General features: G+C 73.4%; 9 protein-coding genes and 3 pseudogenes. 6 read left to right on the top strand and 6 right to left on the bottom strand.

Features of this window, described 5'->3' with window-relative positions; genetic code table 11:
* Nucleotides 1-8 precede the first annotated feature (8 nt).
* From ACEXOX_RS09415 to ACEXOX_RS09405, 3 genes and pseudogenes are all read right to left on the bottom strand, one after another.
* Nucleotides 9-2,479, bottom strand: a pseudogene (locus tag ACEXOX_RS09415) (FAD-dependent oxidoreductase).
* Nucleotides 2,476-3,561: an S-(hydroxymethyl)mycothiol dehydrogenase gene (locus ACEXOX_RS09410; protein ID WP_406519930.1), complete on the bottom strand. Its 1,086-nt coding sequence runs from the start codon at nt 3,559-3,561 to the stop codon at nt 2,476-2,478. Before ACEXOX_RS09410 ends, ACEXOX_RS09415 begins: the two are co-directional and overlap by 4 nt.
* 267 nt (nt 3,562-3,828) lie before the next feature.
* Nucleotides 3,829-4,635, bottom strand: a complete 807-nt coding sequence (locus ACEXOX_RS09405) for an IclR family transcriptional regulator (protein WP_406519929.1) — start codon at nt 4,633-4,635, stop codon at nt 3,829-3,831.
* A 173-nt stretch (nt 4,636-4,808) separates the two neighbouring features.
* Between ACEXOX_RS09405 and ACEXOX_RS09400 the strand changes: the two genes are divergently transcribed.
* Both ACEXOX_RS09400 and ACEXOX_RS09395 read left to right on the top strand, forming a co-directional pair.
* Entirely contained in the window at nt 4,809-5,153 is a 345-nt protein-coding gene (locus ACEXOX_RS09400) for a bifunctional 3-phenylpropionate/cinnamic acid dioxygenase ferredoxin subunit (protein WP_406519928.1), read from the top strand.
* The gene (locus ACEXOX_RS09395) at nt 5,150-6,376 is read left to right on the top strand and encodes an NAD(P)/FAD-dependent oxidoreductase (protein ID WP_406519927.1); all 1,227 of its coding nucleotides are present in this window, start codon (nt 5,150-5,152) and stop codon (nt 6,374-6,376) included. Before ACEXOX_RS09400 ends, ACEXOX_RS09395 begins: the two co-directional genes overlap by 4 nt.
* Here the strand turns inward: ACEXOX_RS09395 and ACEXOX_RS09390 are convergent.
* Nucleotides 6,285-6,794, bottom strand: a complete 510-nt coding sequence (locus tag ACEXOX_RS09390; RefSeq protein WP_372498418.1) for a hypothetical protein — start codon at nt 6,792-6,794, stop codon at nt 6,285-6,287. The two genes, ACEXOX_RS09395 and ACEXOX_RS09390, sit on opposite strands and share 92 nt — an antisense overlap.
* A gap of 278 nt (nt 6,795-7,072) precedes the next feature.
* Between ACEXOX_RS09390 and ACEXOX_RS09385 the strand changes: the two are divergent.
* From ACEXOX_RS09385 to ACEXOX_RS09370, 4 genes and pseudogenes are all read left to right on the top strand, one after another.
* Nucleotides 7,073-9,816, top strand: a pseudogene (locus ACEXOX_RS09385) (nitrate- and nitrite sensing domain-containing protein).
* Nucleotides 9,813-10,262, top strand: coding sequence for a roadblock/LC7 domain-containing protein (locus tag ACEXOX_RS09380; protein ID WP_385239728.1), 450 nt, complete (start codon nt 9,813-9,815; stop codon nt 10,260-10,262). The pseudogene ACEXOX_RS09385 and the gene ACEXOX_RS09380 overlap by 4 nt, the downstream one beginning before the upstream one ends.
* A 26-nt stretch (nt 10,263-10,288) precedes the next feature.
* Nucleotides 10,289-10,699 (top strand): DUF742 domain-containing protein, encoded by a 411-nt coding sequence (locus ACEXOX_RS09375; protein WP_030018109.1) that lies wholly within the window; start codon nt 10,289-10,291, stop codon nt 10,697-10,699.
* A 124-nt stretch (nt 10,700-10,823) separates the two neighbouring features.
* The gene (locus ACEXOX_RS09370) at nt 10,824-11,435 is read left to right on the top strand and encodes an ATP/GTP-binding protein (RefSeq protein WP_030018108.1); all 612 of its coding nucleotides are present in this window, start codon (nt 10,824-10,826) and stop codon (nt 11,433-11,435) included.
* Between the two features lie 124 nt (nt 11,436-11,559).
* Here ACEXOX_RS09370 and glpK read toward each other — a convergent pair.
* Both glpK and ACEXOX_RS09360 read right to left on the bottom strand, forming a co-directional pair.
* Nucleotides 11,560-13,088, bottom strand: a pseudogene (gene glpK / locus ACEXOX_RS09365) (glycerol kinase GlpK).
* 58 nt (nt 13,089-13,146) lie between these two features.
* Nucleotides 13,147-13,914 carry an MIP/aquaporin family protein gene (locus ACEXOX_RS09360; protein ID WP_406519926.1) on the bottom strand — a complete coding sequence of 256 codons (768 nt, stop codon included), beginning with the start codon at nt 13,912-13,914 and terminating at the stop codon, nt 13,147-13,149.
* Nucleotides 13,915-14,114 lie beyond the last annotated feature (200 nt).

The following is a 14,114-nucleotide window of genomic DNA, read 5'->3' as shown; positions in this document are numbered from 1 at the left end:
GAAGCGCCCTAGCTGCGGATACGTTCCATCGCGGGGTCGAACAGCGGCTCGGCGGCGACGGTCGCCGCGGCCTTCTCCCCGAAGTACTCGATGTGCACGGCCGTCCCGGGCACCGCGGCCCGCGCCGGCAGCCACGCGTACGCGACCGTCCGCCCGACGGAGCAGCCGTACGCCGCGCTGGTCACATAACCCGCGGGCGCTCCGTCCACGTACACCGGCTCCTTGCCCAGGACGACCGCCGCCGGATCGTCGAGCGTCAGGCACGCCAGCCTGCGCCGCGCGGTGTCGGCCGACCGTCCCTCCAGGGCCGCGCGCCCGACGAAGTCGCCCTTGTCCATCCGGACGGCCCAGCCCAGCCCCGCCTCGTACGGGTCGTGCTCGGTGGTCATGTCCTGCCCCCAGGCGCGGTACCCCTTCTCCAGACGGAGGCTGGTGAACGCACTGCGCCCGGCCGCGAGCACGCCGTACGGCTGCCCGGCCGCCCAGAGCGTGTCCCACAGACGCAGTCCGAGGTCCGCGCTCGTGTACAGCTCCCAGCCCAGCTCGCCGACGTACGACAGCCGCAGCGCGGTCACCGGCACCTCGCCGACGTACGCCTGCCTCGCCTTGAAGTAGCCGAACGCGCGGTGCCCGAAGTCGGTGCGGGCCAGCGGCTGTACGAGGTCCCGGGCGCGCGGTCCCCAGACGCCGACGCAGCAGGTGCCGGGCGTGATGTCACGGACCTGCACGCCGGCGGGCGCATGCCGGGTCAGGTGGTCGAGGTCCATGCCGCTGTTGACGCCGACCTGGAAGCGGTCGGCCGCCAGGCGGGCCACGGTCAGGTCGCTGCGGATGCCGCCCGCGTCGTCCAGCAGCAGCGTGTACGTCACCGAGCCCGGCTTCTTCGCGAGCTGGTTGGTCGTCATGTACTGGAGGAAATCCAGCGCGCCCGGGCCGCTGACCTCCAGGCGCTTCAGCGGTGTCATGTCGTACAGCGCGACCCGCTCCCGGGTGGCGCGTGCCTCGGCCGCGGCGACCGGCGACCAGTGGCGGGCGGACCAGGCGTCCCGCTCCGGCAGTGCGATGCCGTCGGCCAGCGGGGCGTTGGCCTCGTACCAGTGCGGGCGCTCCCAGCCGGTGCCTTCGAGGAAGTACGCGCCGAGTTCCCGCTGCCGCTCGTGGAAGGGGCTGACGCGCAGCGGGCGCGGGCGGCGCAGCGGCTGGAGCGGGTGGACGACGTCGTACACCTCGGCGAACTGCTGCCGGCCGCGCTCGGCCACGTAGGCGGGGGAGAGCTGTGCCTCCTCGAAGCGGGAGATCTCGCACTCGTGCACATCGGTGGCGGGACGGCCTTCGGTGAGCCATTCGGCGACCGCCTTGGCGACGCCTGCCGCGTGCGTCACCCACACCGCCTCGGCCAGCCAGAAGCCGCGCAGCCCGGGCGCCTCGCCGAGCAGCGGCATGCCGTCGGGGGTGAAGGAGAAGACGCCGTTGAAGCCCTCCTCGACCCGGGTGCCGTCCAGGGCGGGCAGCAGCCAGCGGCTGTCGTCCCAGCTCGGGGCGAAGTCCTCGGCGGTGAAGGGGAGCGAGGAGGGCATCACGGGCGCGTCGTCGAAGGCGGGCAGGGCGGCCGGGTCGACGGGCATCGGGCGGTGCGCGTACGAGCCGATGCCGATCCGGCCCGTACCGTCCGCGCGGCCCTCCACATGCTCGCGGAAGTACAGGTCGCGTTCCTGGAAGCGCAGGACCGGCCGGCGGCCGTCCGGCCCGGCGAACGCCGACGTCTTCACGTACTGGTGCGCCAGCGGCAGCAGCGGTACGGACACGCCCGCCATGGCGCCGATCACCGGCCCCCAGAAGCCGGCCGCCGACACCACGGCGTCCGCGGGGAAGGCGCCCCGGTCGGTGACGACGGCCGTGACCCGGCCCGCGTCCTGCTCGATGCCCGTGACGGTGTGCCGGTCCAGGAAGCGGGCGCCGCGGGCCCGCGCCCGTACGGTCTGCGCGCGGGCGGCGGGCAGCGCCCTGGCCAGCCCGTCGCCGGGCGTGTGGAAGCCGCCCAGCACCTTTGTGGCGTCCAGCATCGGCCACAGCCCGGCGCACCGGCGGGCGTCGACGATCTCCCCTCGATGCCCCAGGACGCCGCGAGTCCGGCCTTCCGGTGCAGTTCGGCCCACTGTTCCTCGGTGGCGGCGATCTCCAGTCCGCCGACGGCGTCGAAGCACGGCCGCCCGTTCTCCGTCAGGGCGGAGAACTTCTCCACGGTGTACTTGGCGAAGTCGCTCAGTGTCTTGGACGCATTGGTACGGAAGACGAGTCCGGGGGCGTGCGAGGTGGAGCCGCCGGGCGCGTGCAGCGGACCCTGTTCCAGCACGGTGACGTCGCGCGCGCCGCGTGCCGTCAGCTCGTCGGCGAGGGAGCAGCCGACGATGCCCGCGCCGATGATCACGATGCGGGCCGGCGCCGGGCCGCTGCCGCCCGTACCGGGCCGGGCGTTCACAGGACCACCGCCGAACGCAGCACCTCACCGCGCCGCATCCGCGCGAAGGCCGCCTCCACGTCCGAGAGGCCGACCGTCTCCGAGATGAACGCCTCCAGGTCCAGCTTGCCGCTCAGATGCAGGTCGATCAGGACGGGGAAGTCCCGGCTGGGCAGGCAGTCGCCGTACCAGGACGACTTCAGGGAGCCGCCGCGCGCGAACACGTCCAGCAGCGGCAGCTCGATGCGCATGTCCGGCTCCGGGACGCCGACCTGCACCAGCGTGCCGGCGAGGTCACGCATGTAGAAGCCCTGCCGGAACGTTTCGGGGCGGCCCACCGCGTCGATCACGACATCGGCGCCGTGCCCGCCGGTCAGGGCCCGCACCGCCTCGACGGGGTCGGTGCCGCGGGAGTTGACGGTGTCGGTGGCGCCGAAGCGCTCGGCGGCGTCCAGCTTGCCGTCGTCGATGTCCACGGCGATGACCCGGCGCGCACCGGCCCGCGAGGCCCCGGCGATGGCGGCGTTGCCCACGCCGCCGCAGCCGATCACCGCCACCGTGTCGCCGCTGCCCACACCCCCGGTGTGCACCGCGGCCCCGTACCCGGCCATCACCCCGCAGCCGATCAGCCCCGCGGCCTCGGGGCGGGCCGCCGGGTCGGCGCGCACCGCCTGCCCGGCGGCGACCAGCGTCTTCTCGGCGAAGGCGCCGATGCCCAGGGCGGCGGTCAGCAGGGTGCCGTCCAGCAGGGTCATCGGCCGGGCGGCGTTGCGGGAGTCGAAGCAGTACCAGGGGCGGCCGCGGCGGCAGGAGCGGCACCGTCCGCAGGGGGCGCGCCAGGCGAGCACCACGTAGTCGCCCGGCGCCAGCCCGGTGACGCCCGGGCCGGTGGCCTCGACGACGCCGGCGGCCTCGTGGCCGAGCAGGTAGGGGAAGGCGTCGCCGACCGCGCCCTCGCGGTAGTGCAGATCGGTGTGGCACACCCCGCAGGCCTGCACGGTGACGAGGACTTCGTCCGGACCGGGATCGGGGACGAGGATCGGCAGCACCTCGACGGGGGCGCCCTTCTTGACGGCGACGACGGCGCGGGCTTCGTGCGGCATGACTCACTCCTAAACAGCGCCTGCGCGGGCAGGGGCGGGTGCGTGGAGCTGGCACGGATGCCGTTATGGGGATTGCTGGGGCGTACGGGGTCCACGGGACGCGGGCGACCGCACGGGTATGGGGGAGCCGGAGGAGGCACAGGGAACCGTGGAGACGGGGAACGCCCGGTGGAATCCCTTGTGTTGCCCATGGCGCGCAATGTTGCGCCATGAGAGACATGCTGGAAGTCCGTGGGCGATCCGTCAAGGGGGCTGGGCGGCCGCCGCTCAGCCCGCGAAACCCATCCGTCGGGACAGCTCGGCGGCCGCCTTCACCGCCTGCCCGGCCAGCCCGACGAGCAGCGGCTCCGCCATCCGGTACGCCGGTCCCGAGACGCCGATCGCGCCGATCACGGCACCGTCGTGGGCCCGCACCGGCGCCGCCACCGCGTTCAGCCCGATCTCCAGCTCCTCGCTGGAGCAGGCGTACCCCTCCGTGGCCGCGGCGGCCAGCTGCTGCCGCAACGCACCGGGGGTGGTCAGGGAGTTGGCGGTGAACCGGGCGAGCTTGCGCTCCAGCAGGCGCTCGCGCCGCTCCCGGGGCAGATGTGCCAGCAGCACCTTGCCGCTCGCGGTCGCGTGCAACGGCGTACGCCGGCCCAGCCAGTTGTACGCGGTGACCGCCGCGGAGCCGCGCGCCTGCATGATGTTGACCGCCGCGTCCCCGTCCAGCACGGCGATGTTGGCGGTCTCCCCGGTCTCGTCGGCGAGCGCCCGGCACACCGGCTGGCCCTCCTGCGAGATGTCCAGCCGGATGGCGGCGGCCCCGGCCAGCCGCAACACCCCCGCGCCCAGGTGGTACTTGCCGCGCTCGTGCTCCTGCTCCACGAGGCCGCGGTGCTCCAGGACGCCCAGGATGCGGAAGGCGGTGGACTTGTGCACCCCCAGCTCCTCGGCGATCTCGGTGACCCCGGCCTCGCCGAGCCGGGCCAGGATCTCCAGCACACTCACCGCGCGGTCCACGGACTGGACGGAGCCGGCCGCACCCCGCTTCTCCTCGGACCGGTCACCGGCCGCATCGGTCGTCTTCGCCATGGGGTCTGACGTCACCACCCGTCGGCCCCGGCGGGGCACGTCGAAAGGGGCCCGGCCGAGAAGCGTCGGCAGCCCCTTGACGGCACACTCACCGGACTGGATTCTGTTGCGCAATGCGCTATGCGATGCGTCATTCAGAACGTCATGATACCGATCAGCGCTGAGGGGGCCAGATGATTCCCGTCTGCCGCACCGAGGACCTGCCCGAAGGCGGGGCCGTACGGATCGAGATCGACGCCACCACACCCGCCATCGCCGTCTTCCGCAGCGAAGGCGCGCTCTACGCCCTCGACGACCGGTGCAGTCACCAGGACGCCTCCCTCTCCGAAGGCTGGGTGGAGGGCTGCCAGGTCGAATGCCCGCTGCACGCCGCGCTGTTCGACCTGCGCACCGGAAGGCCCAGCTGTCTCCCGGCCCGCCGTCCCGTCCGTACGCACGAGGTCACCGAGGTGGACGGGATGATCCATGTCCGGCCCGCCGCCCGGGAGTCGGCCGTACGGGAAGACGCCTACGCATGAGGACCGTCACCGTCGTCGGCGCCTCACTGGCAGGACTGTACGCGGCGCGGGCCCTGCGCGCGGAAGGGTTCGACGGGCGGCTGGTGATCGTCGGCGCCGAGCACCACCGCCCGTACGACCGGCCGCCCCTGTCCAAGGTGTTCCTCACCCGACGTCCGCCTGATCCGGTGAGTCTGGCGGATCTGCGGCTGTCCGACCGGGAAGAGGAGGACGAGCTGGCCGCCGAGTGGCATCTCGGCACCCGGGCCTCCGCACTGGACACCGCGGGACGCACGGTGACCCTCGACGACGGCCGCACGACCCGCACCCTGCGCACCGACGGCGTCGTCATCGCCACCGGAGCCGCCCCGCGCACCCTGCCGGGCCCGCCTCTCACCGGAGTGCACGTACTGCGCACCTACGACGACGCCCGCACGCTACGCGCCGCCCTCCATGACGGAACACCGCGCGTGGTCGTCATCGGCGGTGGCTTCATCGGCGCCGAGGTGGCGTCCTCCTGTGCCGCACTCGGACTTCCGGTGACGGTCGTGGAGGCCGCGCCGCTGCCGCTGGTGCCCCAGCTCGGCCCGGACCTGGCGCGGATCTGCGCGGAACTGCACGCGGATCACGGGGTGCGGCTGCTGTGCGGTACGGGAGTCCAAGGGCTGCGCGACGACGGGACGGGCCGGGTACGGGCGGTGGAGCTCGCCGACGGGCGGCTGCTGGACGCGGACCTCGTGATCGTCGGGATCGGGGTGCGCCCCGCCACCGGCTGGCTGACCGGGTCCGGGCTGCGCCTGGACGACGGGGTGGTGTGCGACGCGGGCGGTGTGACGTCCGTGCCGCAGGTCGTCGCCGCGGGCGACGTGGCCCGCTGCGCGGGCGTGCGCACCGAACACTGGACCAGCGCCACCGAACAGCCCGGCACCGCCGTGCGCAACCTGCTCGCCGGCGCCACCGTCGCTCGGCACACCGCGCTGCCCTACTTCTGGTCGGACCAGTACGGAACGCGCGTCCAGCTGGCCGGCCGGCGCGGGCCGCAGGACACCGTACGCATCGTCGAGGGCGACCCCGGCGACCGCAGCTTCCTGGCCGTCTACGAACGCGACGGGCGTATCACCGCCGCCCTCGCCGTCGACCGCCCCCGGCCGTTCATGCGGCTGCGCCGCCGACTCGTGGCGGACGCCGCCGCGCCTTGCGGGCCTCCCGTCGCGCCTGCCGCCGCTCCCGGCGCAGACTCCTAGCCGTACTGCTCGGCTGCGAGCGCACCCCGTTGCGCTGCACCCAGACCTGGCGCGTCACCCAGACGTCCAGTACCGCCCAGGTCGCGACCACCGTGCTCGCGACCGTGCAGAGCACGGCGGGGAACGCGAACCAGGCGCCCGCCATCGTGCAGAAGAACGCCACCATGGCCTGAACGAGGGTCAGCGCCGCGATGATGACCGCGCGCACCGCGGCCGTGCGCACCGGATCCGCCATCCGCGGCCTGGCCGCCGGCTCCTCCTGCCACAAGGCGCGCCTGCCGCCGCTCAGGCCGATGCCTCCGTCTTCGTGAACCATCTCCGGCGTCACTCTCCCCCTGCCCGCATGGACCCGCCTGCCCCGCCATCCGGGTCCCTGCCCGGCTTCACCCCGTCGCATGTCCCTGCCCGGACACACCATCGCCCACCATGGTCACGAACGGGGCCGCCGGCCGGTTCCCGGCCGAGGTGATTTTCGGCCGACCGCCCCGGCGTGCGGGCGGGTGCGGCAGAGGTGTTCGAGGCCACATGTGTGGGCGGGTTGTCCGGTAATCAGCCGACAACTGCGGACGATCTGCCCCTGACCTGCGGATCCGGTGTCCGGGCGGGGCTTCGGTCAGGTCCCTCGTCAGTAGTAGGCTCGCGCCGTTTGTTGACGGAACACCATCCCCGTGCGCCGGGGTTGACGTAGGGGAGGCCATGCGCTTTCGAGGGAAGACGATCACTCGGAAGATCGCAGCGCTGCTGCTGGTGCCACTGGTGTCCCTCACGGCCATGTGGGCGTTCGCCACGTACATCACCGGACGCGAGGCCAACCAGCTGCTCGGCGTCGGCAACGTCGTCGCCAAACTCGGCTACCCCGCCGAGGACGCCGTCCAGGCGCTCCAGCAGGAACGGCGGCAGAGCCTGCTCTTCCTGGCCGACCGGCGCGGCGCCGACTCGCTGGCCGAACTGCGCGACCGCACCCGCGAGACTGACAAGATCGTCAACAAGCTGCGCGACAACGCCGCCGACTCCGCCGTGCGCGACGACCTCAACGGCGTCGCCGGCGAACGCATGGACGACATCCTCAAGGGCCTCGGCCGGCTGACCTCGCTGCGCACCCAGGTCGAGGACAACACCATCTCCCGCGACGCGGCCTTCGAGGCGTACAACGACCTCGTCGACCCGAACTACGAGTTCCTCGCGGCGCTGCACGCGCTGGAGAACGTCGAGATGGACAAGCAGGGCCGCGCCCTGGTCAACGTCACCCGCGCCCGCGAGGCCCTCTCCCGCGAGGACGCGCTGATGTCGGCGGCGCTCGTCTCCGGCACCATGACCAAGCACGACCTGCGCGGCTTCGCCGACCGCGTCGCCGAGCGCCGCGTCCTGTACGCGACCAGCCTGCCCGTCCTGCCCGGCGACGACCGCGCCCTCTTCACCGACTACCGGCGCTCCGCGCCCACCCGCGAACTGACCTCCTTCGAGGACCGCGTCATCGACGGCGGCGCCTCCGCCGCCCCCCGCGCCGTCAACGCCGAACGCTGGAACGCCACCGCCGGCAAGGTCCTCGGCGACCTCCAGCGGATGGGCCGGGAGGCCGGCGACCGCTACAAGGAACGCGTCGAGCCGGTCGCCATGGCCGTCCTCCTCAAGGCCGGCGTCGCGGGCGTCCTCGGCTTCGTCGCCCTGCTGGTCTCGGTCATCGTCTCCGTCCGCATCGGCAGCAAGCACGTCAGGGACCTGATCCGGCTGCGCAAGGACGCCCACGAGGTCTCCGGCGTCCGGCTGCCCAGCGTCATGCGGCGGCTGGCCGCGGGCGAGCGGGTCGACGTGGAGACCGAGGCGCCCCGCCTGGACTTCGGCCAGAGCGAGACCGAGCAGGTCGGGCAGGCGCTGAACACCCTCCAGCGGGCCGCCGTCGAGGCCGCCGTCAAACAGGCCGACATGCGCCGCGGCGTCTCCGAGGTCTTCGTCAACCTCGCCCGCCGCAGCCAGGTCCTGCTGCACCGCCAGCTGACCCTCCTGGACGCGATGGAGCGGCGTACCGAGAACGCCGACGAACTCGCCGACCTCTTCCGCCTGGACCACCTCACCACCCGTATGCGCCGGCACGCCGAGGGCCTGGTGATCCTCTCCGGCGCGGCCCCTCCCGGCAGTGGCGCAAGCCCATCCAGCTGATGGACGTGGTGCGCGCCGCGGTCGCCGAGGTCGAGGACTACGAGCGCATCGAGGTGCGCCGGCTGCCGCGGCTGGCCGTCCAGGGCCCGGCGGTCTCCGACCTCACCCACCTGATCGCCGAACTCCTGGAGAACGCCACCGTCTTCTCGCCCCCGCACACCGCGGTCCAGGTGGTCGGCGAGCGGGTCTCCAACGGCTTCACCCTGGAGATCCACGACCGGGGCCTGGGCATGGCCCCCGACGTCCTCCTCGACGCCAACCTGCGGCTCGCCGAGACCCCCGAGTTCGAGCTGTCCGACACCGACCGGCTCGGCCTGTTCGTGGTCAGCCGCCTCGCCCAGCGCCAGGGCGTCCGCGTCTCGCTCCAGCCCTCCCCGTACGGCGGCACCACCGCCGTCGTCTTCCTGCCCGCCGCGCTGCTCACCGAGGACACCGGCCGCGACGACGACACCGGCGGCCGGCGGATCGACGGGGCGCGCACCGGGGAGCTGGAGGCGCCCGGCGGCAAGCTGGCCGCCCTGGCCCAGGTGCCCGTACCGCTGCCCGAGCAGCGGGACCGCACCCCGGACGTCATCGACGGACCGGTCGAACTGGAACCCCCGCTGACCCGAGCGGAACTCGCACAACGGACGGAAACGGACGACGAGGGAAGCCTCTTCCGCGGCCGCCCCGCGCCCCGCGCCCCGCGCGACTCGGCACGTGGCGCCGAGCGGGAGCCGGGCACCCTGCACCGCGCACGGACCCGCCGCGACGGCAGCGCGCCGCCCGTCGCCCCCGTACGGTTCGCCGGCACCCCCGAACAGCACCGGCAGATCCGCGACCAGGCACCGGCCGGCGACGGCCCCGCACCGCTGCCGCGCCGTCACCGGCCGCCCGTGCTGGTCTCCGACCACGGCCGGCCGGTCGACGGAGCGGCCCGCGCCGACGTACGCTCCGACGCGGAAACCGACGGCGACACGGATGCGGACATGGACACCGGTACGACGACGGACACGGGCCCTGCCCCGTCCGGCCGGCCCGCCACGACGGCAGGAGGGCTGCCCCGCCGCGTACGGCAGGCCAGCCTCGCCCCTCAGCTCAAGGCGGAGCCCGCCGCACAGGACGAACCGGGCGGCGCACCCGCCGGCGCCGCGGACGACCGCGACGCCGAGGAGGTCCGCGCCCGGATGGCCTCGCTCCAGCGCGGCTGGCAGCGCGGCCGCCGGGACAACGGCGAGGACGACGGGCGGGACGGCAGCCCGGACACAGCACCAGGAACCACATCGGGAGGGGACGGTCGATGACCGCACCGAAGGCAGCAGCGGCCAGTGCCGAGTCGAAGGGCCCGCAGGGGTCGGGCGAGCTGAGCTGGCTCCTCGACGAGCTGGTCGACCGGGTGGGCAGCATCCGCAAGGCGCTCATCCTCTCCAGCGACGGCCTGGCCACCGGCGCGTCCGCCGACCTCACACGGGAGGACAGCGAACACCTCGCGGCGGTCGCCTCCGGCTTCCACAGCCTCGCCAAGGGCGTCGGCCGGCACTTCGAGGCGGGCCGGGTCCGGCAGACCCTGGTGGAACTGGAGGAAGCGTTTCTCTTCGTCAGTGCCGCGGGCGACGGCAGTTGCCTGGCCGTCCTCGCCGACGCCGACTCCGACGTGGGGCTGGTCGCGTACGAGATGACGCTGCTCGTCAAGCGGGTGGGCGCCCACCTGGGCACCGCGCCCAGGGCCGGGCAGCCCACCGGCGGCTGACCGGGGGATGACGGCACGGTGACGCCATGACCACAGACGGCCCGACCGGGCCCGGGCAGGGGCACGCCAGGTGGTACGACGACGAGGCGGGCCCCGTGGTGCGCCCCTACGCGATGACCCGCGGCCGGACCAGCACCGAGGCCGAACCGCGACTCGACCTGATCGCCCTGGTGATCGCCGAGGACCGGCACGGCGAACCGCTCGACGACCAGACCCTGTCGCCGGAGCACGTGGACATCGTCGGCCTGTGCCGCGACGCGCCGCTGTCCGTCGCGGAACTGGCAGCCGAACTGGACCTGCCGCTCGGCGTCGTACGGGTCCTGATCGGTGACCTGCTGGACGCGGAGCTGGTCCATGTGAGCCGGCCCGTGCCCCCGGCGGAACTGCCCGACGAGCAGATCCTCCGCGAGGTGATCGACGGGCTCCGGGCGCTGTGACCGCGCGGGGGCACGGCGGCGACACTTCGCCGGCACACCGCCCCCGCGGGCAGCACCCCCACGAACTGCGAGGACCGAGGAATGCGAGAGAACAGCACCAGCGGCGAACCGGGAGAAGACGGCCATGGTCTTCGGGCGCTCTGAACGACGCCGCAAACAGGACGCCCCCGACCCCGTCACCCTCAAGATCCTGGTGGCGGGCGGCTTCGGGGTGGGCAAGACGACCCTGGTGGGCGCGGTCAGCGAGATCAAGCCGCTGCGCACCGAGGAACGGCTGACCGAGGCGGGCCGGCCGGTCGACGACCTCGCCGGGGTGGAGGGCAAGAAGACCACCACCGTCGCCATGGACTTCGGGCGCATCACGCTCCGCGAGGACCTGGTGCTCTACCTCTTCGGCACGCCCGGCCAGGACCGCTTCTGGTTCCTGTGGGACGAGCTGGCCCGCGGCGCGCTCGGCTCGGTCGTACTGGCCGACACCCGCCGCCTGGAGGACTCCTTCGCCGCCATCGACTACTTCGAGCGCCGCGGCATCCCGTTCATGGTGGCCGTCAACTGCTTCGACGGCGCCGAACGCTACCCGGCGGAAACGGTTCGCGACGCACTGGACCTGGACCCCGAGGTACCCGTGATGCTCTGCGACGCCCGCGAGAAGGACTCCGCCAAGGACGTACTGATCGCGGTCGTGGAACACGCGATGCACGTCAGCGCCCGGCGGCGCGAGCCGGCGCTGCCCTGAGGCGCGCGAGCCCGCGCTCGCCGAGCCGCCCGCGCTCCCTGAGGCACCCGCGCTCCCCGAGGCGCGCGGAAGCACGGCCCGCACCCCGCCGTCCGGGGTGCGGGCCGTACGCCTGCCGGGACGGCTACGAGCCCGCGCCACCCGCCTCGTGCCACCCGAAGCTCCGCTCCACCGCCCGGCGCCAGTTGCCGTACTCACGCTCCCGCGTCGGCCCGTCCATCCGCGGCGTCCACTCGGTGTCCCGCTTCCAGTGCGCCGCCAGCTCGTCCAGGTCCTGCCACACCCCGGTCGCCAGCCCGGCCGCGTACGCCGCGCCCAGGCACGTCGTCTCCGCGACCACCGGCCGGATCACCGGCACCCCCAGCACGTCCGCCTGGTGCTGCATCAGCAGGTTGTTGACGGTCATGCCGCCGTCCACCTTCAGCGCGGTGAGCTGCACCCCGGAGTCCTGGTACATGGCGTCCACCACCTCGCGCGTCTGCCAGCTGGTGGCCTCCAGCACCGCACGCGCCAGGTGCGCCTTGGTGACGTAACCCGTCAGACCCGTGATCACACCGCGCGCGTCCGACCGCCAGTACGGCGCGAACAGCCCGGAGAACGCCGGGACGATGTAGGCACCGCCGTTGTCCGGCACCCGCGCCGCCAGGTCCTCGATCTCGTCGGCCGAGTCGATGATCCCCAGCTGGTCCCGGAACCACTGCACCAGCGCACCGGTGATCGCGATCGAGCCCTCCAGGCAGTAGACCGGCGCCTCACCGCCCAGCTGGTACCCCAGCGTCGTCAGCAGCCCGCTCTTGGAGGGCACCGGCCGCTGCCCGGTGTTCAGCAGCAGGAACGAGCCCGTGCCGTACGTGTTCTTGGCCTCGCCGACCCGGTAGCAGGCCTGCCCGAACACCGCCGCCTGCTGGTCGCCCAGCGCCGCCGCCACCGGCACCCCTGCAACTGGCCCACCGCCGTCCCGTACACCTCCGCCGAGGACCGGATCTCCGGCAGCACCGCCTCCGGCACCCGCATCGCGGACAGGATCGCGGTGTCCCACTGGAGCGTGTGCAGATTCATCAGCATCGTGCGCCCGGCATTGGTGACGTCCGTGACGTGCACCCCGCCGTCCGTCCCGCCGGTCAGCTTCCAGATCAGCCAGGAGTCGACCGTACCGAAGGCGATCTCACCGCCCTCCGCCCGCGCCCGCAGCCCCGGCACGTTGTCCAGCAGCCAGGCCACCTTCGGCCCGGAGAAGTAACTGGCCAGCGGCAGCCCGGTGGCCTCACGGAAGCGGTCCTGGCCGTCCGCGCCGCCCAACTCGTGGCAGAGCTGCGCCGTACGGGTGTCCTGCCAGACGACCGCGTTGTGCACCGGCTTGCCCGTGGAGCGGTCCCACAGCACCGTGGTCTCGCGCTGGTTGGTGATGCCTAGCGCGGCGAGCTGGCCGGCGCGCAGTCCCGCCTTGGCCAGCGCGCCCGCCACCACCGCCTGCACCTTGGCCCAGATCTCCTCGGCGTCGTGCTCCACCCAGCCGGGCTTGGGGAAGATCTGCCGGTGTTCGCGCTGGTCCACGGCGACGGTCGCGCCGTCCTGGTTGAAGATGATGCAGCGGCTGGAGGTGGTGCCCTGGTCGATCGCGGCGACGTACCTGTCCGTGCTGCCGTCCGTCATGACGTCTCCTGATTCCTCGTAGCGGGGTCGGGCCGGGTGCCGTGCCGTGCGCGGACGGTCAGAAGACCGCGGTGAACACCAGGCCGGAGAGCACCGCGCCGATCAGCGGGCCGGCCACCGGAATCCAGGCGTAGGACCAGTCCGAGGTGCCCTTGTTGGGGATGGGGAGCAGTGCGTGGGCGATCCGCGGCCCCAGGTCACGGGCCGGGTTGATGGCGTAGCCGGTGGGCCCGCCGAGCGAGAGGCCGATGCCGACGACCAGCAGGGCGACGAGCAGGACGTTGATCCCGGACCCGTAGACACCGGCGTCCGCACCGGGCACCCGCCCGATCCCGATGCCCTCGTTCTTGCCGAAGAACAGCAGCGGCAGCACCAGTGCCACGGTCGCGATGATCTCGGTCACGAGGTTGGCGGCAGGGTTGCGGACCTCGGGGGCGGTGGAGAAGATCCCCAGCGTCGGCTGCGCCGTGTCCGCCTCCTTGTTGGCCGCGAACTGCGCGTAGTACAGCGCCCACGCCAGTACGGCGCCGAGCACCGCCCCCACCAGCTGGGCGGCGACGTACAGCGGCACCTTCGACCACGGCGTACCGTCCGCGACCGCCGACCCCAGCGTCACCGCCGGATTCAGGTGCCCGCCGGACAGCGGCGCCGCGGTGTAGGCCCCGGCGAGCACGCCGAGACCCCAGCCGAACGCGATGGCGACCCAGCCCGCGGCCTTCGCCTTGGAGCGGTGCAGGGTGACGGCGGCGCACACGCCGGCACCGAAGAGGATCAGAAGGGCGGTACCGATGACCTCACCGACGAAGATGTCCCCGTTGGCATACATGGCGGCTCCTTGTCCCTGGCCCGGGGCCGTGGCCCCGGTCCTCCGTGCAGGGTGCGTGTTTCCCGGGCCACGGGAGGACGGCGGGCGCTCGGCCGCCGCGCCCCGCGCGGCGTCCGCGTCGAGCGTGCCGGTGCGCCGGAACCGCCCCTGGGGAGCCGGGCAGCGCGTACCGCTGCCACGCGGCCGGGTCACCCGGCTGT

Source organism: Streptomyces sp. Ac-502, from assembly GCF_045222935.1.
Classification (GTDB): Bacteria; Actinomycetota; Actinomycetes; order Streptomycetales; family Streptomycetaceae; genus Streptomyces; species Streptomyces monomycini.
The sequence above is the reverse complement of the archived record's forward strand: the minus strand, read 5'-3'. Positions and strand labels throughout refer to the sequence as shown.

Excerpts from the sequence above, each read along its gene's own strand:
- ACEXOX_RS09375 (WP_030018109.1), top strand. The coding sequence starts at position 10,289 with ATGACCACAGACGGCCCGACCGGGCCCGGGCAGGGGCACGCCAGGTGG.
- ACEXOX_RS09370 (WP_030018108.1), top strand. The coding sequence starts at position 10,824 with ATGGTCTTCGGGCGCTCTGAACGACGCCGCAAACAGGACGCCCCCGAC.
- ACEXOX_RS09380 (WP_385239728.1), top strand. The coding sequence starts at position 9,813 with ATGACCGCACCGAAGGCAGCAGCGGCCAGTGCCGAGTCGAAGGGCCCG.
- ACEXOX_RS09360 (WP_406519926.1), bottom strand. The coding sequence starts at position 13,914 with ATGTATGCCAACGGGGACATCTTCGTCGGTGAGGTCATCGGTACCGCC.
- ACEXOX_RS09395 (WP_406519927.1), top strand. The coding sequence starts at position 5,150 with ATGAGGACCGTCACCGTCGTCGGCGCCTCACTGGCAGGACTGTACGCG.
- ACEXOX_RS09405 (WP_406519929.1), bottom strand. The coding sequence starts at position 4,635 with ATGGCGAAGACGACCGATGCGGCCGGTGACCGGTCCGAGGAGAAGCGG.
- ACEXOX_RS09410 (WP_406519930.1), bottom strand. The coding sequence starts at position 3,561 with ATGCCGCACGAAGCCCGCGCCGTCGTCGCCGTCAAGAAGGGCGCCCCC.
- ACEXOX_RS09400 (WP_406519928.1), top strand. The coding sequence starts at position 4,809 with ATGATTCCCGTCTGCCGCACCGAGGACCTGCCCGAAGGCGGGGCCGTA.
- ACEXOX_RS09390 (WP_372498418.1), bottom strand. The coding sequence starts at position 6,794 with ATGGTGTGTCCGGGCAGGGACATGCGACGGGGTGAAGCCGGGCAGGGA.